The 24,463-nt window shown below is 58.0% G+C and carries 23 protein-coding genes; 15 read left to right on the forward strand and 8 right to left on the reverse strand.

The annotated features are described in order from the left end of the window. Positions 1-68: 68 nt before the first annotated feature. Both AC1Z36_RS08380 and glmS read right to left on the reverse strand, forming a co-directional pair. Positions 69-419 (reverse strand): holo-ACP synthase, encoded by a 351-nt coding sequence (locus AC1Z36_RS08380; protein ID WP_105657637.1) that lies wholly within the window; start codon positions 417-419, stop codon positions 69-71. Between the two features lie 87 nt (positions 420-506). Next, positions 507-2,378 carry a glutamine--fructose-6-phosphate transaminase (isomerizing) gene (gene glmS, locus AC1Z36_RS08385; protein ID WP_105657636.1) on the reverse strand — a complete coding sequence of 624 codons (1,872 nt, stop codon included), beginning with the start codon at positions 2,376-2,378 and terminating at the stop codon, positions 507-509. 167 nt (positions 2,379-2,545) lie between these two features. Between glmS and coaA the strand changes: the two genes are divergently transcribed. The 7 genes from coaA (at position 2,546) to tsaD (ending at position 8,163) form a co-directional block, all read left to right on the forward strand. Beyond that, the gene (gene coaA / locus AC1Z36_RS08390; RefSeq protein WP_105657688.1) at positions 2,546-3,505 is read left to right on the forward strand and encodes a type I pantothenate kinase; all 960 of its coding nucleotides are present in this window, start codon (positions 2,546-2,548) and stop codon (positions 3,503-3,505) included. Positions 3,506-3,615: 110 nt separating this feature from the next. Beyond that, the gene (mscL, locus tag AC1Z36_RS08395; protein ID WP_105657635.1) at positions 3,616-4,014 is read left to right on the forward strand and encodes a large conductance mechanosensitive channel protein MscL; all 399 of its coding nucleotides are present in this window, start codon (positions 3,616-3,618) and stop codon (positions 4,012-4,014) included. A gap of 144 nt (positions 4,015-4,158) precedes the next feature. Further along, positions 4,159-5,358, forward strand: coding sequence for an alanine racemase (gene alr / locus AC1Z36_RS08400; protein ID WP_105657634.1), 1,200 nt, complete (start codon positions 4,159-4,161; stop codon positions 5,356-5,358). Continuing rightward, positions 5,351-5,929, forward strand: coding sequence for a tRNA (adenosine(37)-N6)-threonylcarbamoyltransferase complex ATPase subunit type 1 TsaE (gene tsaE, locus AC1Z36_RS08405; protein WP_105657687.1), 579 nt, complete (start codon positions 5,351-5,353; stop codon positions 5,927-5,929). Before alr ends, tsaE begins: the two co-directional genes overlap by 8 nt. Beyond that, the gene (tsaB, locus tag AC1Z36_RS08410) at positions 5,922-6,596 is read left to right on the forward strand and encodes a tRNA (adenosine(37)-N6)-threonylcarbamoyltransferase complex dimerization subunit type 1 TsaB (protein WP_105657633.1); all 675 of its coding nucleotides are present in this window, start codon (positions 5,922-5,924) and stop codon (positions 6,594-6,596) included. Before tsaE ends, tsaB begins: the two co-directional genes overlap by 8 nt. Then, positions 6,596-7,087 carry a ribosomal protein S18-alanine N-acetyltransferase gene (rimI, locus tag AC1Z36_RS08415; RefSeq protein WP_105657632.1) on the forward strand — a complete coding sequence of 164 codons (492 nt, stop codon included), beginning with the start codon at positions 6,596-6,598 and terminating at the stop codon, positions 7,085-7,087. The genes tsaB and rimI overlap by 1 nt, the downstream gene beginning before the upstream one ends. After that, positions 7,084-8,163, forward strand: a complete 1,080-nt coding sequence (gene tsaD / locus AC1Z36_RS08420; RefSeq protein ID WP_105661537.1) for a tRNA (adenosine(37)-N6)-threonylcarbamoyltransferase complex transferase subunit TsaD — start codon at positions 7,084-7,086, stop codon at positions 8,161-8,163. Before rimI ends, tsaD begins: the two co-directional genes overlap by 4 nt. Positions 8,164-8,560: 397 nt before the next feature. On the opposite strand, the gene AC1Z36_RS08425 is transcribed toward tsaD, so the two are convergent. The 6 genes from AC1Z36_RS08425 to AC1Z36_RS08450 form a co-directional block, all read right to left on the reverse strand. Further along, positions 8,561-8,755, reverse strand: a complete 195-nt coding sequence (locus AC1Z36_RS08425) for a hypothetical protein (protein ID WP_105657631.1) — start codon at positions 8,753-8,755, stop codon at positions 8,561-8,563. 28 nt (positions 8,756-8,783) lie between these two features. Then, on the reverse strand, positions 8,784-9,188 hold the full coding sequence (locus AC1Z36_RS08430) for a hypothetical protein (protein WP_105657630.1): 405 nt from the start codon (positions 9,186-9,188) through the stop codon (positions 8,784-8,786). A 201-nt stretch (positions 9,189-9,389) separates the two neighbouring features. Then, positions 9,390-10,562, reverse strand: a complete 1,173-nt coding sequence (locus AC1Z36_RS08435; protein ID WP_105657629.1) for a metallophosphoesterase family protein — start codon at positions 10,560-10,562, stop codon at positions 9,390-9,392. Between the two features lie 234 nt (positions 10,563-10,796). Next, a complete protein-coding gene (locus AC1Z36_RS08440) occupies positions 10,797-12,095 on the reverse strand; it encodes an MFS transporter (RefSeq protein WP_105657628.1) in 1,299 nt (432 codons plus the stop codon). Positions 12,096-12,134: 39 nt separating this feature from the next. After that, positions 12,135-13,040, reverse strand: coding sequence for a carbohydrate kinase family protein (locus AC1Z36_RS08445; protein WP_105657627.1), 906 nt, complete (start codon positions 13,038-13,040; stop codon positions 12,135-12,137). Then, a complete protein-coding gene (locus tag AC1Z36_RS08450; RefSeq protein WP_286134200.1) occupies positions 13,037-14,509 on the reverse strand; it encodes a glycoside hydrolase family 32 protein in 1,473 nt (490 codons plus the stop codon). The genes AC1Z36_RS08445 and AC1Z36_RS08450 overlap by 4 nt, the downstream gene beginning before the upstream one ends. Before the next feature lie 122 nt (positions 14,510-14,631). Between AC1Z36_RS08450 and AC1Z36_RS08455 the strand changes: the two genes are divergently transcribed. The 8 genes from AC1Z36_RS08455 to AC1Z36_RS08490 all read left to right on the forward strand — a co-directional run bounded on the left by AC1Z36_RS08455 (position 14,632) and on the right by AC1Z36_RS08490 (position 24,255). Beyond that, complete coding sequence (locus AC1Z36_RS08455) at positions 14,632-15,660, forward strand: LacI family DNA-binding transcriptional regulator (protein WP_483561934.1); 1,029 nt, start codon at positions 14,632-14,634, stop codon at positions 15,658-15,660. A 370-nt stretch (positions 15,661-16,030) separates the two neighbouring features. Further along, on the forward strand, positions 16,031-17,056 hold the full coding sequence (locus tag AC1Z36_RS08460) for a LacI family DNA-binding transcriptional regulator (protein ID WP_105657624.1): 1,026 nt from the start codon (positions 16,031-16,033) through the stop codon (positions 17,054-17,056). Between the two features lie 44 nt (positions 17,057-17,100). After that, a complete protein-coding gene (locus AC1Z36_RS08465) occupies positions 17,101-18,777 on the forward strand; it encodes an ABC transporter substrate-binding protein (RefSeq protein ID WP_105657623.1) in 1,677 nt (558 codons plus the stop codon). A 73-nt stretch (positions 18,778-18,850) separates the two neighbouring features. Continuing rightward, positions 18,851-19,828: an ABC transporter permease gene (locus AC1Z36_RS08470; protein ID WP_105657622.1), complete on the forward strand. Its 978-nt coding sequence runs from the start codon at positions 18,851-18,853 to the stop codon at positions 19,826-19,828. Positions 19,829-19,833: 5 nt separating this feature from the next. Then, positions 19,834-20,808 carry an ABC transporter permease gene (locus AC1Z36_RS08475; protein WP_105657621.1) on the forward strand — a complete coding sequence of 325 codons (975 nt, stop codon included), beginning with the start codon at positions 19,834-19,836 and terminating at the stop codon, positions 20,806-20,808. Further along, positions 20,805-21,722 carry an ABC transporter ATP-binding protein gene (locus AC1Z36_RS08480; protein ID WP_483561936.1) on the forward strand — a complete coding sequence of 306 codons (918 nt, stop codon included), beginning with the start codon at positions 20,805-20,807 and terminating at the stop codon, positions 21,720-21,722. Before AC1Z36_RS08475 ends, AC1Z36_RS08480 begins: the two co-directional genes overlap by 4 nt. Next, complete coding sequence (locus tag AC1Z36_RS08485) at positions 21,719-22,666, forward strand: ABC transporter ATP-binding protein (protein WP_105657619.1); 948 nt, start codon at positions 21,719-21,721, stop codon at positions 22,664-22,666. Before AC1Z36_RS08480 ends, AC1Z36_RS08485 begins: the two co-directional genes overlap by 4 nt. Before the next feature lie 8 nt (positions 22,667-22,674). Next, a complete protein-coding gene (locus AC1Z36_RS08490; protein ID WP_181148848.1) occupies positions 22,675-24,255 on the forward strand; it encodes a glycoside hydrolase family 32 protein in 1,581 nt (526 codons plus the stop codon). The last annotated feature ends 208 nt before the right edge of the window (positions 24,256-24,463 follow it).

The following is a 24,463-nucleotide window of genomic DNA, read 5'->3' on the forward strand; positions in this document are numbered from 1 at the left end:
CAAGGCACCTGTGCGATGCCCTATTTAATGAGATGCGTGTCGTTATTCTTTCGTCGTGGCGTTGGTGCCTAGCGTTCTGCAACCACCATTGCGATAGCCATATCTCCATCGTGGGACATGGTCAGATGCCATGATTTGATGCCACGCAGCTCGCTGGCAGCGGCCACTGAACCAGTGTTGTGAACCTGGGGATCACCGGCTTCATCTTTGCGGATAGTGCAGTCCTGCCAGTTCATGCCCGCAGGAGCTCCCAGCGCCTTGGCGATGGCTTCCTTGGCCGCGAAGCGGGCCGCCAGGGATCGCAGGGGCAGGCCCCGCTCTTCTTCGGTGAAGAGCCGTTCACGCAAGCGTGGAGTCTTCTCGAGCTGGCGGCCAAAACGCGGCACATCAACGATGTCCACTCCAATTCCTGCAATCATGCCTATCAGTTTATCCAGTGCTTGCAGGGCATAAAAATTGCGGGCATTCCCGGAAAGGGAATGCCCGCAATTCTGGTGCTCGGTGGATTACTCCACGGTCACCGACTTGGCCAAGTTGCGTGGCTGGTCGACATCGAAGCCCTTGGCGGATGCCAGTTCGCAAGCGAAGATCTGCAGTGGCACGGTGGCCAGCAGAGGCATCAGCAGGGTTGGGGTTTCTGGCACGTAGAAGACCCACTCGGAGAAGTCCTTGACCGCAGCATCGCCATCTTCGGCAATAACCAGGGTCTTAGCGCCACGGGCGCGCACTTCCTGGATATTGGAGACAACCTTGGAGTGCAGCGAGTCGCGACCACGAGGGGAAGGAACTACGACGAACACTGGCTGGCCATCGTCGATCAGGGCGATAGGGCCGTGCTTCAGCTCGCCAGCGGCGAAGCCTTCAGCATGGATGTAGGCGATTTCCTTGAGCTTCAAGGCGCCTTCCATTGCTACCGGGTAGCCTACGTGGCGGCCCAGGAACAGCACGGAGTTGGCATCTGACATGTTGCGTGCCAGATCCTTGATCTCTTCCGCGCGGTCCAAGACGTCCTGGATCTTGGAAGGGATCTTGCCCAGGTCGGCAAGGATGTCCTTGATCTGGCCCTGGAACAGGTTGCCGCGCAGCTGCGCCAGATACAGGCCCAGCAGGTAGGTTGCGGTGATCTGTGCCAGGAATGCCTTGGTGGAAGCCACAGCAATTTCCGGACCAGCGTGGGTGTACAGCACCGCATCCGATTCGCGTGGGATGGTCGATCCGTTGGTGTTGCAGATCGACATGGTCTTGGCGCCCTGCTCCTTGGCGTAACGCACAGCCATCAAGGTGTCCATGGTTTCGCCGGACTGGGAGATCGAAACGATCAGGGTCTTTTCGTCCACGATTGGCTCGCGGTAGCGGAACTCGTGGGAGAGCTCAACTTCTACCGGGATACGGCACCAGGACTCGATAGCGTACTTGGCCACGGAGCCGGCATATGCCGAGGTGCCGCAAGCAAGAACAACAATCTTGGAGATTTCGGCCAGTTCCTCTGGAGCGATACGCAGTTCGTCCAGGGTCAGTCGGCCATCAGCGTCCGAGCGGCCCAGCAGGGTGTCGGCAACAGCTGCAGGCTGGTCGAAGATTTCCTTCTCCATGAAGGATGGGAAGCCGCCCTTTTCAGCGCTGGCTGCATCCCAGTCAACGGTGAATTCCTTGCCTTCGGCCGGGTTGCCGTCGAAGTCGGTGATGGAATGGTTATCCGGGGTGATGGTTACGATCTGGTCCTGGCCCAGTTCTACGGCACGACGGGTGAAGTCGATGAAGCCGGAGACATCCGAACCCAGGAAGTTTTCGCCATCGCCCAGACCGAGAACCAGAGGGGAGTTGCGGCGAGCCGCAACGACAACACCTGGGTGGTCCTGGTGAACTGCCAAGAGGGTGAAAGCACCTTCGAGCTGCTGAACAGCAAGCTGCATGGCGCGGGTCAAATCGCCTTCGGCCTCGGAGCTGTAGAGCTTGCCCAGCAGAGCTGCGGCAACCTCGGTATCGGTATCCGAGAGGAATTCAACGCTCTCGGCTGCCAAGCCGGCCTTGATGCCGGCGAAGTTTTCAATAATTCCGTTGTGGATCATGGCAAGCTTGCCACCATCGGCCAGGTGTGGGTGAGCGTTCTGATCGCTCGGACCACCGTGGGTTGCCCAACGGGTATGCCCAATGCCGGTCATCGACTTAGGCAATGGGGACTCGGCAATTTCATTTTCCAGATTGACCAGCTTGCCGGCCTTCTTACGAGAATGAATGGCGCCATCGGCAACAACAGCGACACCAGCCGAGTCGTAGCCGCGGTATTCCAACCGACGCAAACCTTCAATTAGAACGTCGAGGGCGCCATGATCGGCGACCTGGCTCGAGGTTCCTGCATATCCAACAATTCCGCACATGGGAAAAATCCTACCGGTTCAATGCCCATCGATGGGAATAATCGTGTCGGAGCACTCAAAATTACCTATGTCTTAGATCACCAGTCGGCCGTTTTTTGACTAATCCAATTGCCTTGTTGATGTTGTTAATTGGGATGTGGAGCATATTCTTGGCAGAATTTACCCTCGTGGAACCACACGGAACACTTGAAACGCCTATCTCGCCTTTCGTTGAACTGGAGCGCGAGACATGGGCGCGCCTGTCCAATCAAATGGAACAGCCGCTGAACTACTCGGACATTGAGCGGCTACGCGGCCTCGGCGACCAGCTGGACTTGCAAGAGGTCCGGGACGTCTACCTGCCACTGAGCCGCCTGCTGTCGCTTTATGTCGAGGGTGCCGGCGCGACGCATCAGGCAACCACTACCTTCTTGGGCGAGCAGACCAGCCGCACGCCTTTTGTCATCGGCGTCGCCGGCTCGGTTGCCGTGGGGAAGTCCACAACTGCCCGTGTACTGCAGGAAATGCTGCGCCGCTGGCCGCATACGCCTGATGTCCAGCTCATAACCACTGATGGCTTCTTGTACCCGAATGCCGAGCTCGAGCGCCGCGGGATCATGCACCGCAAGGGGTTCCCCGAATCCTATGACCGGCGGGCGCTGCTGCGCTTTGTCTCGGCGGTAAAGTCCGGTGCCCCAGAAGTAAGCGCTCCGGTCTACTCGCACCTGACCTACGACATCATCCCGGGGGAGCGCAACGTAATCCGCTCACCGCAGGTATTGATTGTCGAGGGACTGAACGTATTGCAGCCTGCTCGAACCCGTTCCGATGGGACCGTGGGCCTGGCCCTGAGCGACTTCTTCGACTTCTCCGTCTACGTGGATGCGCGTACCGCGGATATCGAAGAGTGGTACATCAAGCGGTTCATGCGTCTGCGCTCCGGTGCCTTCTCCGACCCTGCCAGCTACTTCCACCGCTATGCCCAGCTCACTGATGTCGAGGCACGGGAAACTGCTCACGGTATCTGGAAGCGCATTAACGAGCCGAACCTCAGGGAAAACGTCTTGCCTACGCGTGGGCGGGCGCAATTAGTACTGCGCAAGGCGGCGGATCACTCGGTGCGCAGGATGCTATTGAGGAAAATCTAGGCTTCTTCAGCTGATATTTAAGCAAACGATTTCTGCGAGTTTGCCGAACTATTACAGATCGGAGCCCAAATTCGTAGTCGTGCTGTGATTTTCCTGTGTATGCTCTAACCATGCTAAAAGGTTTCCGCGATTTTATTATGAAGGGCAACGTTGTCGATCTGGCCGTTGCTGTTGTTATCGGCGCTGCCTTCGGCGCTGTAGTCACCGCCTTGGTCGATAATGTGCTGATGCCATTGATCGCCGCCCTGGTTGGATCTCCAAACTTCGACAGCTTCTTGTTGCTAACCATTGACGGCGTTGACATCAAGTTCGGTGTCTTCCTGACTGCACTGGTCAACTTCCTGCTGATTGCTGCAGCTGTCTACTTCGCGCTGGTTCTGCCAATGACCAAGCTCAACGAGCGACTGGCTGCACGCCGTGCTGCCGGTGCAGAAGAGCCAGAGGAAGAAGTAGATCCACAGCTGGAGCTGCTCGCCCAGATCCGCGACGAGCTGAAGACTCTGCGCTAAGCCCTGACAAACATCCGTCTCAAAGGGGCGGACCCAGCAACACAGTTGCTTGGGTCCGCCCCTTCCGACTTTAACTCGCACTATGTGCCGAACTGCGCACGGGTGAACAAGGCAAGCGGAACCGAAAAGTGCGAAGATGAATAGGTGAACTCTGAAGCGCTTGAAGAAAGCAACCTGACAAAGAGCACCAGCGGTGCACAGGCTATCGGATTTGAACGTCGTGCAGTCATTGACTTGTCGGCCATCCGCAACAACGTCAAGCAGATTTCTGATGTTGTAGCCCCAGCTGCAGTTATGGCCGTCGTCAAAGCAGACGCCTACGGCCATGGAGCTATCCCCGTAGCCAAGGCCGCCTTGGAGGGCGGCGCCCGCTGGATCGGGTGTGCCCATGCCACGGAAGCTCTCGCCCTGCGTGAAGCGGGCATCGATGCTCCCATGATGGCCTGGCTGCACACCGAGGACACCCCATTCGAGGCCGCCATTGATGCCGGTCTTGATCTGGGAGTCTCAGGCTGGGAGCTGGAATACGTTGCCGCCGCAGCACGTGCCGTGCAGACACCGGCACGTATCCACATCAAGGTGGACACAGGACTTGGCCGCAATGGCTCAACTATGGATGCCCTGCCTGATCTGTTGAACCGCGCCAGCGACTTCCAAGAAGAAGGACTGCTGCGCGTAGTTGGCATCTTCTCCCACCTCGCGGTCGCAGATGAGCCAGAGCGGCCCGAAACGGACGAGCAGCTGGAAATCTTCAACAAGGCCATAGAACTGGTAGAAGCAGCCGGCTTCGATCTTGAAGTGCGCCATATCGCCAATACGCCGGGTATCCTTTCGCGACCTGATTCGCACCACGACATGGTGCGCTTGGGGTTGGGCTTGTATGGCCTGAGCCCCTTTGAAACCGACTCGCCAGAAAGTTTCGGCCTGCGTCCAGCCATGACAGTGAAGACCCGCGTGGCTAACGTCAAGAAGGTCCATCCGGGGCAGGGCGTGTCCTACGGCCTGAATTACAAGACTGAAGCGGAGACCTACCTCGGGCTGATCCCCATGGGCTATGCAGACGGTTTGCCGCGCATCGCAACAGGTGCGCCGGTAACAGTTAACGGACGCACCTACCCGGTACGCGGACGCATCGCCATGGACCAGTGCGTCATTGATCTGGGCGCGGACATCAAGCCTGAGGACTTCCTCGGCGCCGAGGCGATTATCTTCGGTAAAGGCGGGCAGTCGGTGAACACTTGGGCCTATGCGGCGAACACCATCAACTACGAAGTGGTAACCCGCATTTCTCCGCGCGTGCCCCGCTACTACATCGAAGGCAGCTGGGGTGAAGCCGGTGAGTAACCCGGTGCGGGAATTCTCCTGCCAACTAGATGACCTCACTGTTACCGAAGCGCTGGGGGAAGCTCTTGGTGCCCAGCTCAAAGCCGGAGACTTGGTGATTCTTACCGGGGCCTTGGGCGCTGGTAAGACGACCCTGACTCAGTCACTGGGCGTGGGACTGAATGTACGCGAGGGAATCATCTCGCCTACATTCGTTTTGGCCCGCCAGCACCCGGCGCTAGGCGATGGCCCCGGACTGATCCACGTGGATGCCTACCGCTTGAAGGGCCACGACGACGTGGACACCCTGGATCTCGAATCAACGCTGGCTGATTCAGTCACCGTTGTGGAGTGGGGGCTGGGCAAGGTGGAACATCTCACGGACTCGCGTCTGGAAATCCAGCTGGACCGCGAAGCCCTGGCCGCACCGAGTGCCAACCCGTGGGAAGAATCGGAGGAAGAGCTGGACGAGCCGCGGTTGTTTAGCCTGAAGGGGATCGGCCCGCGCTGGGACGAGGACACCTTTGCCCAGTTGAAAGACACTTTGCTGTCTGCAGTAACTGCGCAGCACACGGAAGAGAAGCATGCCTAACTACTTAGCTATCGACACCTCCGCCAACGCATCGGTGGCACTGGTTGACAATGCCACCGGTTTAGTTGTCGACCAGCGGGTTTCATCCAAGGGGAACGACCAGACCGAAACCCTGTCGGCATACGTCAAGGAACTCTTGGACGCTCATGGACAGAAAGGCCAAGACCTTGCTGGCATTATCGTTGGCGTAGGGCCGGGCCCGTTCACCGGCCTGCGCGTTGGCTTGGTTGCCGCGCGTACCTTCGGCTTCGTATGGCAGGTACCCGTGCATGGTGTGATGTCCTTGCATGCGCTCGCCGAACAGGTGCTGGATGCAGGCGAGGCTCCGGCACAGTTCATTGTGGCTTCCGATGCGCGCCGCAAAGAAGTGTACTGGGCTCGCTACGACCAGGACGGAGCCATGGTTGATGGCCCGCATGTTTCAGCTGCTTCAGCCCTTCCTGCATTCCCGGTCTACGGCATTGGCGCCGGAATCTATGCCGAGCAATTGGAAGAAGCCGGGGCCAAGCCCATGCCTGAGTCCTTTGAATGGATTGCAAACGCTGGCTACCTCGTCCGCCGAGGCATAAGCGATCTGGCTGCGGGCAAGGATCTGTCTGACACTTCGCCGCAGTACCTGCGTGAATCCGATGCACAGGTTCCGGCGTTCATGAAGCAGGCTAAGTGATGAACGAGGCGAACCAGGTCATCCTGCGTCCCATGGTTGCCGAGGATCTGCTGGCCGTCCACGAGCTGGAACAGCAGCTGTTTCCCGAGGATGCATGGCCACTGGCTGGTTTCGAATCCGAGCTAGCGCAGCGCGACACCCGCACCTACTGGGTCTATGAAGACTCTGGTCGAGTTATCGGCTATGCCGGCCTGTGCGTGGTCTTGCCGATTGCCGATGTGCAAACTATTGCCATGCACCCGGACTACCAAGGGCGAGGCTTGGGACGCAAGCTTTTGGCATTGCTCATCCAGACCGCAGGCGAGAAGAATGCATTGGATGTGATGCTCGAAGTTCGCTTTGATAACCCCGGTGCCATTGGTCTGTATGAATCCATGGGATTCACTACCATTCACCGTCGCAAGGGCTACTACAAGGGCGGGGTAGACGCGCTTATTATGAGACTGCCGCTGGATGTCCAGCAAGGACAAGAGGAAGAACGCAACGCATGAGCAACACAGAACCCGTAGTACTGGGCATCGAGTCTTCCTGCGATGAAACCGGCGTGGGCATCGTGCGCGGCAATAGGCTGCTTGCTAACGCTGTCTCCAGTTCCATGGATGAGCACGTACGCTTTGGAGGAGTGATTCCCGAGATCGCTGCGCGAGCTCATTTGGAAGCCTTTGTGCCCACCCTGCAGTCAGCTCTGGACACCGCGGAACTGACTCTTGATGACATTGACGCCATTGCCGTGACCAGCGGTCCAGGCCTGGCCGGTGCTCTAATGGTTGGAGTTTCGGCAGCCAAGGCTCTGGCGTTGGCTACAGGGAAGCCGTTGTACGGGATCAACCACTTGGTTGCTCACGTAGGTGTTGGCGTTCTCGAAGGAACCGTATTGCCGCCAACTTTCGGGGCACTGCTGGTCTCAGGGGGGCACACCGAAATCTTGAAGGTCACTTCGCTGACTAACGACGTGCAGCTGTTGGGCTCCACGATTGATGATGCAGCCGGTGAAGCCTATGACAAGACTGCTCGTTTGCTGGGTCTCGGGTATCCAGGTGGTCCGGCTATCGACAAGGCGGCTAAGGATGGAGACCGAAAGGCATTCCGATTCCCTCGCGGCTTGTCGCTGCCGAAGTTCGTGGGCAGTGCCGAGAATCCTGGCAAGCACCGCAACAACTTCTCGTTCTCAGGACTGAAGACTGCTGTAGCCCGTTGCGTCGAGCACTTCGAGGCCAACGGCGGAGAGATCCCAGTTGCTGACATTGCCGCTTCATTCCAGGAAGCTGTCGTAGACGTGATCACGTCGAAGGCAGTCCGGGCGATGCAGGAACAGGGACTGAAGACTCTGCTTCTGGGCGGGGGAGTGGCGGCGAATACTCGACTGCGTGAACTTCTGGCGGCCCGATGTGCTTCTGCGGGCATAGCCTTGGTGGTTCCTCCGTTTAGCTTGTGCACGGACAACGGCGGAATGGTTGCAGCTCTCGGCGCGCAGCTGGTTGCTGATGGCGTTTCTCCGTCTGGGCTGGAATTCGCAACCGACTCTTCGCAGCCGGTAACGAACATCGTTTTGAATTCTCGAAGCTAGACACCTGAGCAACCTCAGTTTGGGGCCACCACGTACAGGCGGTGGACCCCAAACTAATTTCTAGGGTTGTCCATCCTAATCGGCATTCGTAGTCAAGATCTGTCGGTCCAAGACTAAACAAAACTCCTAACGGGGTCATGAGCCACTGAGTGGAAAAGCGAACAGCAAGACCTCTTGCACCTATGTACGTCTATGTGTCTCAGGGTAATGATTCGTCATAGCATCACGTTGCGAAGGCTTCCTAGCCCGATCTTGCAAACCAGTCGCAAGAAGAAAATGAACTATCTCGTCCGGGGCATCCACCTCTAGCTAGGCATTGATTGCCTTTTGCGTCCTTCTCCCGAGGTGTAGGTGATCTTGTCAATAGTCTCGGGAAGACTTGGCGATGAACTGAAATCTATCGGTCCATTTGCAATCGCTTCACGTTGTAACTGCTCGTGTGGTTCGGCGTGCGCATGATCGATTCGACGGCATTGATTTGGTCGTCGTCGCTGATTCCGGTGTCTTCGAATAGCTCGTTGATCTGCTTAATCTGTCCGTCGAAAGTGCGTAGGGTCGTCTCCCGCACAACGCCCGAATCGGCTGCAGTCACCTCTCGATTCCCTTGCCTTGCCCACCCACTAGCTCCAGGTCCTGTGCTTCTTGCACCTCAGGGCATAGTGGGTGAGCGCCGCATCGGAAAGGTCCAAGCTGTTGCCGGCGGCTGTGGTCTGCAGTGCCTTGGCCAGTAGCTTCAGGTAGATCGCGAATTTCTCGATTCGGGTGCTGCCGTAGTCGATGACCTGCGAGAAGAAGTCGTAGGACTTGTTGAAGGCGCCCGCGGTTTTGCGGAATTCGACTGGTTGTTCCGGTTCCAGAGTGTTGTTATCCTGCGTGGCATTCCTGCGGCGGTCGTGGAATACGTCGATGGGAGGTTGCAGGTGTGAGTCCGAGCCCTTGTGGTTGTGTTGGGCTACCCACTTCGTGGCGACCTGGTCCACGTCCTTGTCGCTGTAGCTCCCCATCGAGTCCGGTTTCATGATCATGTCGAAGATGATGCCGGGTTGGATTCCTCGTGGATGGAGGCGTCTTCGTAGAAGGTCTGGAACGCTTTACAAATACGCCGGCCATGGTTTCCAGCTGTTCGATAATTTGCCGTTACCAGTTTCGCTGCGGTAAAAAAAGTCTGGGCAAGACGAAATCGCTCATTCGTCGGTCGGTTTCGTCTTGCTCAGAACTTGTCTTGGCTATGGAAGCGGCAGTGGCCCTTCGATCGGTTGTCCCTGAGTACCCATGTCGATACCCAGATCCTTGGCGAACACGGTGCGGGTTCCGGCGTAAACGCTGTTCTTGTTCTCGTCGAGTTCGAAGACCCGGGCGCCGCGTAGGTGATGGTTCTCGGTCCCACCGAGGCCGTAGGTGCCGAAACCGGTACCTGGACCGTAGCCGAGCTCGATGCCGTAGTAGTCACCCATGTAGGTGTTGATGTGGTCGTGGCCGCAGTACACGCCCCGGACATCTCCGCGTTCCTGCAGCGCGGCGAACATGCCGGAATTGAATGCGCCGGTGTAGACGCCCTCGTTCTTCACTCCGACGATAGAGTGCTTCTTGATGGCCTTCTCGTGGTCAGCGTCGTTCGAGGTGAACTGGGCGCCGTACCACATGTGGTTGTGCTCCCACAGTGGTATGTGGAAGAACATTAGCGACTGAACCTTGCCGTAGCGGTTTTCGGTGGCTATGGAAGCCTCGCGATACCAAGCGATCTGCTCGGGACGGATCCAGTCGTAGGACATGAGGCCCTCGAAGTCCTGGCCGCCAACAGTCTTTGGAGCGTAGCGGTTCGAATCAAGCAGCCAGATGCCAAAGACAGGTTTGGCGGTCTTCGAGGAAGCGATCAGCAACTGGGAATTCGATTCGCCAACAATCTTGTCATTCTTCGAGTTGGCATTGAACTCATAGCCTCGAATGAAGTTCAGGATCTTTGCCTCGTCCATGCCTGTGCCATTGGGCATTGAATCTTCATCGTGATTGCCGAAGGTAAGTGCCCAAGGGATACCGCGGGACTCCATCGGCTGCACGACGTTGTTGATAGCCTGCTTGACTTCGGTAACTGTTTGAGAGGAGCCATTGATTACATCGCCGTTGATCAGGGCGAAGCCGGGCTTCTCGGCATCCAGAACCTTCTCCATCAGCTCAATGGTGCGACGATCGGTGCGCGGTCCATCCTGGGTGTCATTGAACTGAACGATCTTGAACTTGCCATCTGCCGCGAATTTCAGTTTTGGCCTGGGAGCCGTTCCCGGATTCTCAGCCGGTGCTGGGGATGCAGTGGCGCTGTTGGCGGCGAAGAGTCCGGTGATAGCGGCTGCGGTGCCGGCAACCAATATCCCGCGACGTGGAACAGAAGACGATGTTTTCATGGAGACCTTTCAAAATGATTCTGTGATTCGCCGTGTAATTATCGTGGCGACAATGTTTAGATCGTAGGAATCCAGAGTGACGAAATGATGAAATTAAGTCATCGACAATAGGTGTGCAACATAAATAAACCCAATGCAGAAGTTGCGCATTTTTGACATTCCTTACTCAAACGAGAGCGGGGTGGGATGTCGTCGAATTCGACAACATCCCACCCCGCTTCGCCTAATAGTCAGCTATGAGTTCATGGCAGCTTTTGAATGACGCATGAACGGGTCACCATCTACCTGCTGATCATCTTTTTTGAGAGCGAAGAATCCGTAGATCCCAGCTAATAGCACAACTAGAGAAATCACGATGAAGGTCTGCTGGTAGCCCATACGGTCATGGAGCGCACCGAGGGGAGTGGACAGAATGACGTTGCCAATCTGTGCCGATACTTGGAACCCAACCATGTATAGGGTTGCCGACAGTGCCGGATTGAAGTGCAGCGTGAAGTAACGGAAGATCGGCAAGATGAATAGCGGTGTCTCAATGGCATGCAACATCTTGATTGCCGAGACCAGCACCGGATCGTCAACCAGAGCGCAGCCGATGATGCGGACAAACATGATGGCCACTCCCAGTAGCAATGCTGAACGAATGCCTATCCGGCGCATGACCAGGGGGATGATGCCAAGCATGGCCGCTTCAACGAACACCTGAACTGAGTTCAAGATTCCGTATACCCGCTGTCCGGTCTCGGGTGATTCAAATAGGCCGGTGTAGAACTCGGGGAACATCTGCTGGTCGAAGACGGTGTAGAACGTCCAAGATAGCATGACGAACAAGATGATCAGCCAGAGACTCGGCAGCCGGAATAGCCTGAACATTTCACGAATTGTCGGTGTAGTTGCGGGGGAAAGAATTTTCCTGCCGGAACCGGCGGCGATCACTGGCTGTCTATTGGTACGGCCCAGCACCAGCAGCAGGAGATGGGCCAGGCCCAGAACGGACCCGATCCAGAAGTTCAGCATGGGGTTGATAGTGAACAGGAAGCCGGCCGCCAATGCGACCAGAGCGTAGCCAAAGGACCCCCACATGCGGGCCTGCCCGTATTCAAAGTTGAAACGGCGACTGTAGCGTTCGGTCAAGGCTTCAAATAGCCCAACTCCGGCTAGGAAACCAGTTGACAAGACAATGGCGCCAATGAGCACGCCGGCCATGAACTGGGACTGCAATAGTGGCTGGTAGACCCACGTGCAGAATGGCCCGATCAGGGCGGTCACCGAGGCAAGAATGGTGGCCAGATGCTTTCTGTCGCCAAGCCGATCCTGAATGGTCCCGTAGGCAAACATCAGGATCAGCGTTGCCAGCGAGTTTACCGAGTAGAGCGTGCCGACCTGTGCCCCGGTGAGCCCTAGACCTGCTGATTCGCTGGTGAGCCAGATCTGGAAGAAGGACCACCAGATGCCCCACGATGCGAAGAACAGGAGCATCGAGAAGGAACTCTGGAGGTAAATAGGATTCTTGTAAGTAGTCGTAATGCCAGCCATCTTTGTCCTGGATTCTTTCGTGAACGCTGCGAAGCGTAGTTACTGAGCGATTGCGAGGGAGAAGTCTTTAATCCACGGGGGATTGGCTCCGGCTTGTGCCACTGTCAGTGCAGCTGAGGTTAAGGCCTGACGAAGTGCCTCTTCAACATCTTGAGACTTAGCCGTTGCGCCGTGACGAAGAGCTTGAGCGAATTCTGGATTAGCCAGCACTCCAAAGAGCAGCCCGGACATGAAGGCGTCCCCGGCACCTATGGTGTCCACAAGATTGGTGGGAGAGGCAGCGACATCAAATTGCCGTCCCGAGGAAAGCGCCACGCAACCATCGCCGCCCTGAGTCATCACCGCCAAGGCTGGGCCGAGGCTGGCTACGTGCTTCAGAACCTCCCATGGCTCTAGGCCTGGGTATAGCCACTGACCATCAACGTCGCTGAGCTTCACGATGTGGCTCAGGCCCATCAGCAGCTCAATGCGTTGCAAAGCCGAGTCCCTGTCCTCGACAAGATCCGGACGGAGGTTAGGGTCATAGCTTCGAAGTGAATCGTCTGATGCATTCTTGAAAGCATCGACAATGATTTGACCCGAGGGTTCAATCCAAGCAGCGATGGAACCGGTGTGCAGCAATTCGCTGGAATCATCAGCGGGGACAGCAGGAATCTGCTGGTGGATGTCGAAGGTGTAACGAGCATTGAAGTGCTCATCCATCACTACCTGGGCTACGGACGTGGGATGCCCAGTTACTGAGCCGGCGGCAACATGCACTCCCGCCTGATCCAGGTGCTCCGCAATTTGAATGCCGTAGGAATCCTGACCGAATTCCGTATAGAACTGAACATCATGTCCCAGCCGGGCAAGCCCGACGGCGACATTCAGCGGTGATCCGCCAGGATGCGCAGTTTCTTCAACAACGTCGACGAGGGATTCGCCCATTACGCTAATGCGGCTCATGCCTTGGGCTCCAGTGCGTTATCAGAGAGTTCTTGAACTTTGAAAGACGCATTCGCACCAGTTGCGACGCGCAAGGTCGCGTAGGCCAGCGCTGCCTCACCGGTGAGCTGATCCGTAAGGGAACGTCGACCACCAGCAGCTAGGATTTCGATAGATCCGTGATCCACGAGAACTTTCACATCTAGTTCATCCGAACCAGCGGGCAGAGGCATGCGCTGGTTGGAGGCGTAGAGCTCGTGGTCTACCTTGCCTGCTTCGCGGCGGTGCTGAATCAATGCGGATTCAACGGTGAGTTCGCTGATAAGAGTGTCATCGGCGCGGAATAAGGAAAGGACTGCTGGTTCGGTTGGGCTGGTAGCAAACGTCAGTTCAACCAGAGCGGGGGAGCCCAGCTCAATACGATTTTCGCCAGCGTTGGCCTTGCTTGATGCAACGTCGGCTTTTGGCAATCCGAGAATGCGCTGGCGAATGTCCAACTTGCCGTTGGAGTCTTTCACCAAATCCAGCCGGCGTGCGGCGCTCATGGATCCGCGCCATCCGTCGTGGGGGAGCTCGCGGGCGTAGTCCCAGTTGCTCATCCAGGCAATGAGAGTTTGCTCGTCTAGTGGCAAGCCGTGGAAGCTGACACCTGCATAGAAGTCGCGTCCCCAGTCCAGCCAGTCGCCCTGCTTCAAGGATTCGTATCCGAAGCTATCCCAAGTTTCCTGAGTCTCATCAGGAGTGAAGGTGGTGCCGTTGAATTCACCAATGAAGTACTGGGTACCTGAGCCGCCGGCCACGCCGCCTGGGTTCAGCGAAACAATTAGAACCCACTTCAGCTGGTCTGTGCCGGCAACTGGTAGCTGGAATAGATCTGGGCATTCCCAGATTCCGGCAACAGCAGCCTGGGGTCCGAAGCTGGAGAGCTCGGTCCAGTCCTTGAGGTTCTCAGAACGGTAGATCATCACTCGGCGATCAATGGCTTCAACAGCAACCATGACCCAGAAGGAACCCTGCTCGGATTCGTATCGGATGACCTTTGGGTCGCGGAAGTCCTTGGACCCTCGATCCAGAACTGGATTCTGCCCGTATTTGGTGAAAGTGATTCCACCATCCAGCGAGTAGGCGATGGCTTGGGACTGGTTGGTCTCATCCTTGGCTGCCGCGGTGTAGATGGCAACGACCGGCGCAACCGTGCCGTCGCCGAAGCCGCTGGTATTTTCGTGGTCCACCACGATGGAGCCGGAGAAGATATCAGCCATGTCGCCGTGCAGAATCGCGATAGGAAGTTCTTCCCAGTTCACCAGATCGGTGCTGACCGCGTGGCCCCAAGACATGAATCCGTGGCCTACGCCGTGAGGATTGTGCTGGAAGTACAGGTGGTATTGCTTTCCGTCAAAGAACAATCCATTGGGGTCATTGATCCAGTTTTTCTTCGCAGTGAAATGTAGCTGTGGTCGCTTCACCGCGACCTGTTGAGTTTCGGGCAACGCTGCCATCCTTCGATATGAGTTGGCTAAATGGATTTAGCACAAGACTCTAACAGCGTGGCCGAATCACTGCAATAGGCTAGGGTCGAATAATTGCATTCGAACTGTCTCAAGAGGGAAATGTGGAATCGCCTAAAGCCAAGCGGATAACAATTGCTGACGTTTCAGAAGCTTCGGGGATGTCCAAGGCTGCCGTCAGCATGATCCTGAACAATAAGCCGGGCACGCGACTGTCCGCCGAAGCCACGGAACGAGTGCGCGCGGCCGCCAAGAAACTGGGTTACCGGCCAAATGCGGCAGCCCAATCCTTGCGAAGCGGGAAGACGCGCACCCTGGGGTTCATCTCTGATCAAGTTACCGTGACTCGTTTTGCTTCCGAAATGATCACCGGCATCCTGCGCGCAGCGGAAGAGCGAGACCATACGGTGCTCATTGCTGAGACCTTCGGCAAGCCAGAACAAATGGCTGAAGCAATAACGCAGATGACCCACCGGGACGTTGACGGGCTGATTCTTGGGTTCATGGATTCTCGCCAACGTGATTTGAAGATCCCGAAAACTGGATTGCCCACCGTGCTGGTCAACGGCATTGACGACAGCCCTTGCGTCGCAGTGCTTCCCAATGAGATGGATTCGGGGGCTAAAGCCGTGCAGAGGGTTATCGAATCCGGGGCGAAGAGTGTTGCGGTCATCGGTGAACTTGAAAACGCCGAAAAGGATCCGCGAACCTATCCAAGTATCTCTCGCCGCTTCGGCTCCCTGCGCAGAGCCTTGGCGGAATCAAACCTCGAAGTACTGGGCCACTGGGGGCTCGACGACTGGAACCCCACCGACGGATATGAAGCAACAATCCGGATGCTAGCCGACGGGTACAACCCTGACGCCATCATTTGCGCCAATGACCGCGTGGCCATGGGTGTCTTCCAAGCGCTCGCCGAAAATGGCCTGAAGCCAGGAACGGACCTGTCCGTGCTGTCTTTCGATGACGAGATCATTGCCAGCTACCTTCGCCCGCAATTGACCTCTATTCGACTTCCATATGAGGGGATGGGTGCTCTGGCCGTTGAGCTTCTGCTCGATGGAAAGCTGGAGCCCGGGGAGCATCAGATCGACATGCCGCTCATCGAGCGCGAGTCCATGAAATCCCGCTGACTCGCGGGCGCAACCGAGCCGGCCGGTTCCGCGAACCTGATTTCCACGATTTCCTTTGTGTCTACCAGTGCCATTTCGGGGAATGGCTGCCATGCTTCGGGGTGCTGATTACGCCTCTGCCCTGTGGCATCGTGCCCCATTTGCCCTACTCAGCTGAATGAAGCAAGGGATTCCCATGTCTTGGATCCATGGCCTTGACGGTCAGGAATCGATCCTGTCAATGATTTTCACTGCCGCAAAACTTCTTCCTTGACAGCCGTAAGTGATGTAGGTTACCTTATTTCACAGCGTAGTAACGCGCGTTACTGAATCGTGTTAGCAAACCGTTGGCACGACGCGAAACGCACTGATCTCGAAGGGGAGGAGGGGCATGTCTCAGCAGTCAGTGACCATGGCCGACGTTGCCAAAGCAGCCGGGGTGAGCCGAACAACCGTCTCATTCGTACTCAACGGCCGGATGGAATCAAGCATCCCCGAAACCACAAGAGAACGAATCAACCAAACGGCGCGCGAACTGGGCTACCGCCCCAACGCAGCCGCACGAACCTTGGCCAGCAAACGCAGCTCCTGGTTCGGGCTGGTGACCGAAATTGCCACCTCGCCCTTTGCCACTGACGTGATCAAGGGAGCGCAGCAGGCAGCATGGAAAGACGGCAACTTCCTCCTTATCGCACCCAGCGACGATGATCCAGGCATGGACAACCTCGCCGTTGAGAAGCTGCTTGAACAGCAGGTTGGCGGATTGATCATCGCGACTTCCTGGCACCGCCAAATCACGGTGCCGGAAAATGCAAAATCAGTTCCCTGCGTACTGGTCAACTGCTTCGACGCCGGAGGCCAATTGCCATCAATTGTTCCGGATGAATTCGGCGGCGGATACGCTGCCGCTGAAATCCTGGCCAAGGCCGGGCACACCAGCATCGGGCACATCACTCTCAAAACAGGAATTCCTGCGCAAATCGGACGCCAAGCCGGTATGAAGCAGGCCCTGCGCGATCACGGAATTGAATTCGATGATTCCCGGATCGTGCCTGGTGATGGAACTGCCGACAGCGGGTACCACGGTACGCAAACGCTGCTAAGCCAACTGGATCCGCCTACCGCAATTTTTTGCGGAAATGACCGGATCGCCATGGGCGCCTATGACGCAATCAAGGAACGCGGATTGCAGGTGGGAAAAGACATTTCAATCGTCGGATTCGATGATCAGGAAATTCTGGCACCGCATATGCGGCCAAAGCTGACAACCATTGCCTTGCCCTTCGAAGAACTGGGCATGGCGGGGGTGTCCCTATTGAATCAAATGGTAGAGGGCTCGCCGATCGAGAATCGCCAAATTACCATCGGCTGCCCCCCACGCATTCGTTCGTCTGTGGCCATGCACGGCCGCAGATGAACTTCCCCTCCGCTACACATCACATGAATGGATGAGGAACTTCAATGATAATCAAATACTTACGTCGCGCGCACCTTGCCGTGGCCGCGACCGCTGTGGCCGGCACCCTCGCCTTGAGCGGATGCGTCGCATCGAATCCAGGCGGAACTGAAGGGGGCGACGGATCAGCCAACGCCGCGTTCCTGACCATTCCGCGCGAGGACATGGGAACCTTCTCAAAAAACTTCAACCCCTTCTCGCCCAATGCTGCGCCAATGACCGGGCAGTCCATTTACGAATCCATGCTGGTCTACAACCCGGCAGGCGGCGACACCGTGCCTTGGCTGGCCACGGAGTGGAGTGCAGGCAAAGACGGAAAGTCGCTGGCCTTCAATCTGCGTCCGGGCGTTAGATTCTCCGATGGCACCCCGCTGACGTCCAAGGACGTCAAGCTCTCAGTTGAACTGCAAAAGGAACTGCTCGGCGGCTATGACTACCTGAAGTCCATCAAGACTCTCGATGACTCGACCATCGAGTTCCACTTCAAGCAGGCATTCACCCCGGCCCTCTACGAACTGGGCCAGCAGGTGATTGTCCCGGCCCACATCTGGTCCAAGTTCGACAAGCCCGGAAATGAAGAGAACCCGAAACCGGTAGGCACCGGACCATACACCGAAGTAGCCAATTTCCAGGCGCAGTCCTTCGAATTGGGCAAGAACCCATACTATTGGCAACCCGAGAAGCAGAATATCGGCGGCATCCGCATGCTCGCTTTCGCCGGCAACGACGGAGCCAACCTCGCCGCCATCTCCGGCGATGTTGACTGGACGCAAACCTACATGCCGGATATCCAATCGACCTACGTGGACAAGGATCCGGAGCACCGTCATTTCTGGTTCCCGACCACTGGCGCCGAAATCAACTGGCAGCTGAACACTACCAAGAAAGAATTCTCGGATGTTCGCGTACGCAAGGCGTTGAGCATGGCCGTAGACCGCGAACAGGTTGTCAAGGTCGGCATGTCCGACTACGCCAAACCAGCGGACTGCACCGGACTGTCCGGCAACTATGACAAGTGGCGCGACACTGCGGTCGTCGAACAGTGCGACTGGACCACGCGGGATGTGGAAGGCGCAAAGAAGCTTCTTGATGAAGCAGGCTTCAAGGAGAATGCACAGGGGCAGCGCACCACCGCCGCTGGCAAGCCATTCACCTTCGATATCTCCGTGGGTTCAACCTCCTCGGATTGGCTTTCGGTAGCGAATATCATCGCCCAAAACCTCCAGGACGTGGGCATCAAGGCCACTGTTGATTCGCCGGATTGGGCCGCGGTGACCGCAAGCTACGAAACCGGTGAATTCGACACCGGAATCGTTTGGACCGCTAACGCTCCGACTCCTTACCAGTACTACCTCAACCTCATGGGCAGCCAGAACGTCAAGCCCGTGGGCAAGCAGACCTTTGACAACTACCACCGGTTCAGCGATAAAAAAGCAGATGAGCTGTTGAACAAGTTCGTGGCTGCCGGCGATGAGGGAGAACAGAAGCAGATCGTTAACGACCTGCAGGCTCGCTACAGCGAACTGGCACCGGTAGTACCGCTATTCGCCGGCCCGGAATGGGGTGCCTACACCACTGAGAACTTCGTGGGTTGGCCAACCGAAGATAACCCGTATGCCACGTTGAGCAACCGGGCCCCGACCACCGTTCTGGTGCTCACCAGCCTGGAACCAGCGAACTAGCAACATTTTCCCTTCGCAGCGGGCGGATACCGTCCGCCCGCTGCGTTGCGATCCTTAGCCAAGGACACACAACATGAGTTTCCTCCTACGGCGCTTGGGCTTTTATCTCCTAGCCTTCTGGGCGTCAATCACCCTGAATTTCCTTCTACCGCGGCTGATGCCAGGCGATCCCGTCACCCGCATGCTGTCCCGCTCGCAGCAACGGCTTGAGCCACAACAAGTCGAAGCACTTCGAACCCTGATGGGAGTGGACGGCGGCCCCATCATCCCCGAATACTTTGGCTATCTTAGCCGTGTCTTGACCGGCGACTTTGGGATGTCGATTTCCCGTTTCCCCACTCCAGTCTCCGAGGTCATCGCCTCGCAGCTGCCGTGGACCTTGCTGCTGGGACTGACTTCATTGATTTTCGCCGTGATCCTCGGAAACCTCCTGGGCATCCTTGCCGCCTGGCGCCGTGGCGGCTTCTTGGACTCGGTTGCTCCACCGCTGCTGGTGTTCATCGGTTCTTTCCCGTATTTCTGGCTAGCCATGGGGGCCTTGTACATCTTCGGCATCAACATGGGCGTCGCCCCGATGCGCCATGCCTTCTCCGTAGGCCTGGTTCCCGGATTCAATCTCGAATTCATCCTGGACGTTGCAGCGCACCTGGTCCTGCCCGCGCTGACCATCGTGCTGGTTTCCCTGGGCGGCTGGATGCTGGGCATGCGCAACACCATGATTGCCACCAACTCCGAAGACTATATTTTGATGGCCGAGGCCAAGGGGCTGCGACCGCACCGCATCATGCTGAACTACGCGGCACGCAACGCGATGCTGCCATCGGTCACCAGCATGGGCATGAGCATCGGCTTCATCGTCGGCGGCGCACTGCTGACCGAAGTGGTATTCGCCTACCCAGGCGTCGGCTACCAGCTGCTCGGCGCTGTCCAAGGCCTTGACTACCCGCTGATGCAGGGCATGTTCCTGACCATTACTGCCGCGGTGCTGATAGCCAACTTCCTCGTAGACCTTGTCTACGTCCGACTCGACCCTCGCGTGCGGAAAGGCTGATCGCCATGACCCAGAATGCTACAGATCCACAGACTCTGGCTGCCTCGCAACCAGCGGAGGAAAGCGGCTCCGCGCGTGCCAGAGTCAGTGCTACCCGGTTGCTGCGGACTTTGCTCCGCAACGGCAAGGCCGTGGCTGGGCTCAGCATCCTGCTTGCCTTTATCATCCTGGCCTTGCTTGCCCCGGCGCTCTTCCCCGGGGATCCGTCGCGGATTACCTCGGCCGGTGCCAGCGCACCAAGCATGGAGCATTGGCTGGGTACCACCAGCAAGGGCCAAGACGTTTTGGGGCTGACCCTGTGGGGTGCCCGCTCGTCGCTCTTCGTCGGCTTCGCCGCCGGCATCCTCTCCACCATTGTCGGCGTGCTGGTCGGGTTGAGCGGGGCCTACTTCGGCCGCGGCCTGGACGAGGTGCTCTCCCTGGTTACCAACGTCTTCCTGCTGGTGCCCGGCCTGCCGTTGCTGGTGATCCTGGCGGCATTCATGCCGCCTGGTCTTGGCACGGTGATCGTGGTGCTGATGATTACCGGATGGGCAGGCAGCGCACGCGTCATGCGTTCCCAGGCCATGTCCATCCGCGGAAAAGACTATGTTGCCGCGGCTTTGGTATCGGGCGAGCGCCCGCTGCGCATCATGGTCCGCGAAATGCTCCCCAATATGGCCTCGGTCGTCATGACCACGCTGCTTGGCTGCATCATCGGCTCCATCGGCGCACAGGCTGGGCTTGAATTCCTGGGCTTGGGCGACGTGAACACCATCTCCTGGGGTACCAACCTGTTCTGGGCGACCAGCGACGGATCGCTGATGCTGGGCCAATGGTGGATTTTCGTGCCATCGGGCCTGGCCATCGCCTTGGTCGCCTTCGCCTTGGCCCTGTGCAACTACGCGGTGGATGAAATCACCAATCCGCGCCTGCGCCGCCCGAAGCATGCAACGAAAAGCACCGCGGCGACTACCGTGGTGCGAAAGGAAGAAAAATGAGCGTCCCGGTATTGGAAGTCCAGGACCTGACCGTCGAGTACGTCAGCGACGAGAGAGCTGTGCGCGGCGCTGACCGGGTCAGCTTCGCCATCCACTCCGGTGAAATCTTCGGTTTGGCGGGGGAGTCCGGCTGCGGCAAGTCCACCATTGCCAACTCGATCATGCGCTTGCTGAAAGATCCTGCGCGGATCACCCACGGCAAGATCCTCTTTGAAGGCCAAGATGTGCTGGGCATGGACGAAGCGGAACTGCGCGCCTGGCGCTGGAACAACGTCGCCATGGTATTCCAGTCGGCGATGAACTCATTGAACCCGGTCACCCGAATTGGCGAGCAGTTTGTCGACGTGATCCGCACGCACCGTGGCGGCACCCGTGCTGCCGCGGTGCAGCGCGCCGAAGAGCTGCTCACCATGGTGCGCATCGATCCGGCGCGATTGCGGGCCTATCCGCACCAGCTTTCAGGCGGACAGCGCCAGCGCATTGTCATTGCCATGGCCTGTGCGCTGAACCCGCGGTTGCTGATCCTGGATGAGCCCACCACGGCGCTGGACGTAGTGGTTCAGCAAGAAATCCTGGAGCAGATCAGGGAACTGCAAAGCGAACTCGGATTCGCCATCCTGTTCATCACCCATGACATGTCGCTGATGCTTGAGCTCTCCGATCGCATTGGCATCATGTACGGAGGGCGCATCGTGGAGCTGGCACCGGCGCCGTCGTTGCGCCATGGTTCGAAGCACCCCTATACGCAGGCGCTGCTCGGGGCGTTCCCGCCCCTGCACGGACCGAAAGTCAAGCTCACCGGCTTGGCCGAAGGCACCAGATTCACCAACATCAAGGACCTTAGGCAGGTAGGCGAAGGCCATTGGGTCGCCCCGACCCAAGCCCCGGTCCTCATTCAAGGAGAACTGCCATGACCTCGACAGCTGCCAAGCACGCCTCTATGGTGCCAGTGGTGCGTATCCGTTCGCTGAGCAAATCTTTCACCAGCACCGCACTGTTCCGTCGCACGAAGGTTCCGGCCCTGAGGGGTATCGACCTGGATCTGCACCGCGGTGAAATCGTGGCGCTGGTGGGCGAATCAGGTTCCGGTAAATCGACGTTGGCCCGCTGCTTGGCATTGCTTGAGGCACCGGATTCCGGGGAAATGCTGGTCAATGGAAAGGACATATCCGGGCTCAAGGGATCAGCGGCCCGGAACTACCGCAGCGAAGTGCAAATGGTGTTCCAAGACCCTTTCGGTTCGTTGAACCCGGCCTTCCGAGTGGAGCACATCCTGGAACGCGCCTTGGCGCTGCACCAACCAAGCATCAAGTCCAAGCGCGCAGAAATGGCCAAGCTGGTGTCCACCGTCGGGCTGAGCCCGGATGTGTTGTCCTCATTCCCGCACGAGCTCTCCGGCGGACAGCGCCAGCGCATTGCAATCGCCCGCGTGCTGGCAGCCAAGCCGAAAGTCATCCTGGCCGATGAGCCGACCTCCATGCTGGATGTCTCGGTGCGGATCGGCGTGCTGAATCTGCTGCACAAGCTGCGCGATGAGCATGGGATCTGCATCCTCTATGTCACCCACGACTTGGCATCCGCCCGCTATCTCTCGGACCGGATCGCGGTACTTAACGAGGGGCGAATAGTCGAGTCGGGCGAGTCCGTGCAGCTGCTGGACAATCCCCGGCATCCATACACCCGGCTGCTGGTGGGCGCGGTACCCGACCCGGACCGCGACAGCAGCCAGGATGCGTCGAAGCGCGCGGCCCTGCGTGAACAGATCCACCGCTGGTCGGCCAGCACCACCCTGAAAAAGCACATGATCGATGAATCACGCCAGCACTGGGTGCTGGCCGGCGAAAGCGAAATGAATTGAATCTGGATATGAATGCCGCCTACGGCAGCGCCTCCCGGAGAAATGTTGTCAAAACCCTGGCTGCAGCCACCGCTTTGGGGCTGGCCGGGGTTGGCCCAGATGCAGCCCATGCCGCTCCCGCAGGCAGCTCCAAGACCAAGAAGGGCGTTTCCCCGGCCATGAGCTACCGTCCCAGCTACCACTTCAGCGTCCCCGACAATTGGAAGAACGACCCGCAGCGTCCGGTGTATCTTGATGGCGAATACCTGTACTACTACCTCTACAACGAGGACTACATTCTCGGCGGCATTGGGACCAGCTGGCGCATGGCGAGTACCACTGACCACGTCAATTTCACTGACCGCGGCGTAGCTATCAGCAAGCATGAGAGCCCCAACGGGGACTGCTGGTCCGGATCAATTGTCATCGACCAGCAAAACACCGCAGGATACGGGAAGGGCACGTTGATTGCTTTGGTCACCCAAGCCCCCAATGGCGTGCAGGCCCAGTACCTCTGGTACTCCACCGACAAGGGACGCAGCTTCAAACCCGGAGGGACCGAACCGGTTCTGGCCAACCCGGGCACCGATGCCTTCCGCGACCCGAAGGTGATCTGGCATGAGCAGAGCTCTCAGTGGGTCCTGCTCAATGCCGAGGGAGACCGCATCGGAATCTATGCTTCGGCGGATCTGAAGCAGTGGACGAGAACCAGCGAATTCGTGCGCACCACTCTGGGCATTCTTGAATGCCCGGATCTCTTCCAGATCCAGGCTTCGGATGGCTCCAGGCATTGGGTGCTGGGAACCAGCGCTAACGGCAAGCCCCGCGATTTGCCCGCTACCTACGCCTACTGGATTGGCGACTTCGACGGAAAGGCCTTCACTGCTTCGCAAGCCGAGCCGCAATGGCTGGATTGGGGCTTCGACTTCTACGGCGCGGTGACCTATCCGGACCACCACGCCGATGGCAGCGAAAATCCCGGAATGCGCCGCGCCATTGGCTGGAACAACTTCTGGGATTATCCGCATAATGCTCCGAGCATGGCCACCGATGGCTACAACGGAGACGACATGATTGTGCGCGAGGTGCGGATGGTTGCCGGACCGAATGGCAATTACCTCGCTTCTGTTCCGGTGGCGCAGCTGGACAGGCTAGCCCGTGCAACCACCAAGTTCGGCAGCCCTGTGGTTTCGGGGGAGAAGATTCTCCCGTTCTCCAGCAGTGCTTATGTGCTGCAGTGCGAATTGCAGTGGGACCCGGCCAACCCGCCGGAAAACATCGGTTTCGAGCTGTGCCGGGCCGTATCCGGAACGCGCCATGTGGCAACCGGGCTCTATTTGGCCGGCGGGTTCGCCTATGTGAATCGCAAGCCGGGCTTCCATCCGGGGGATAAGGGCGAATCCAAGAGCCCATTGGAGGTACCGAGCGGGAAACTCGACGTGCGCATCCTGGTGGATCGCTCTAGCGTCGAGGTGTTCTTCGGCGACGGGCGGCTCGTCCACTCTCATCGCGTGTTCCCGCTGTCCACTGATGCCGGGATCAAGCTCTTTGTCTCCGGCGGGAAAGCGTCATACAAGAATCTCACGGCGCGCGAGCTGGGCTTCGCATAGGAGGCTGGCTGCTGCCAGGATCCAGGAAGCCCGAGGGTGGCTTGGGGTAAATCGGGTCGCGGGCCATCCTGCGGTGCTTGCCAAGTGCACGACGTAGCCGGAGTTCGGCCCCGAGCAGCAGTACTTGGCGGACAGAAGCGGGCACGCCGCGAGGTTCTGGTGCGCTGGATCACAGGATTCGCCGCGTGAAACATCAAACGTCTAATGT

The organism is Glutamicibacter sp. BS14 (genome assembly GCF_056934375.1).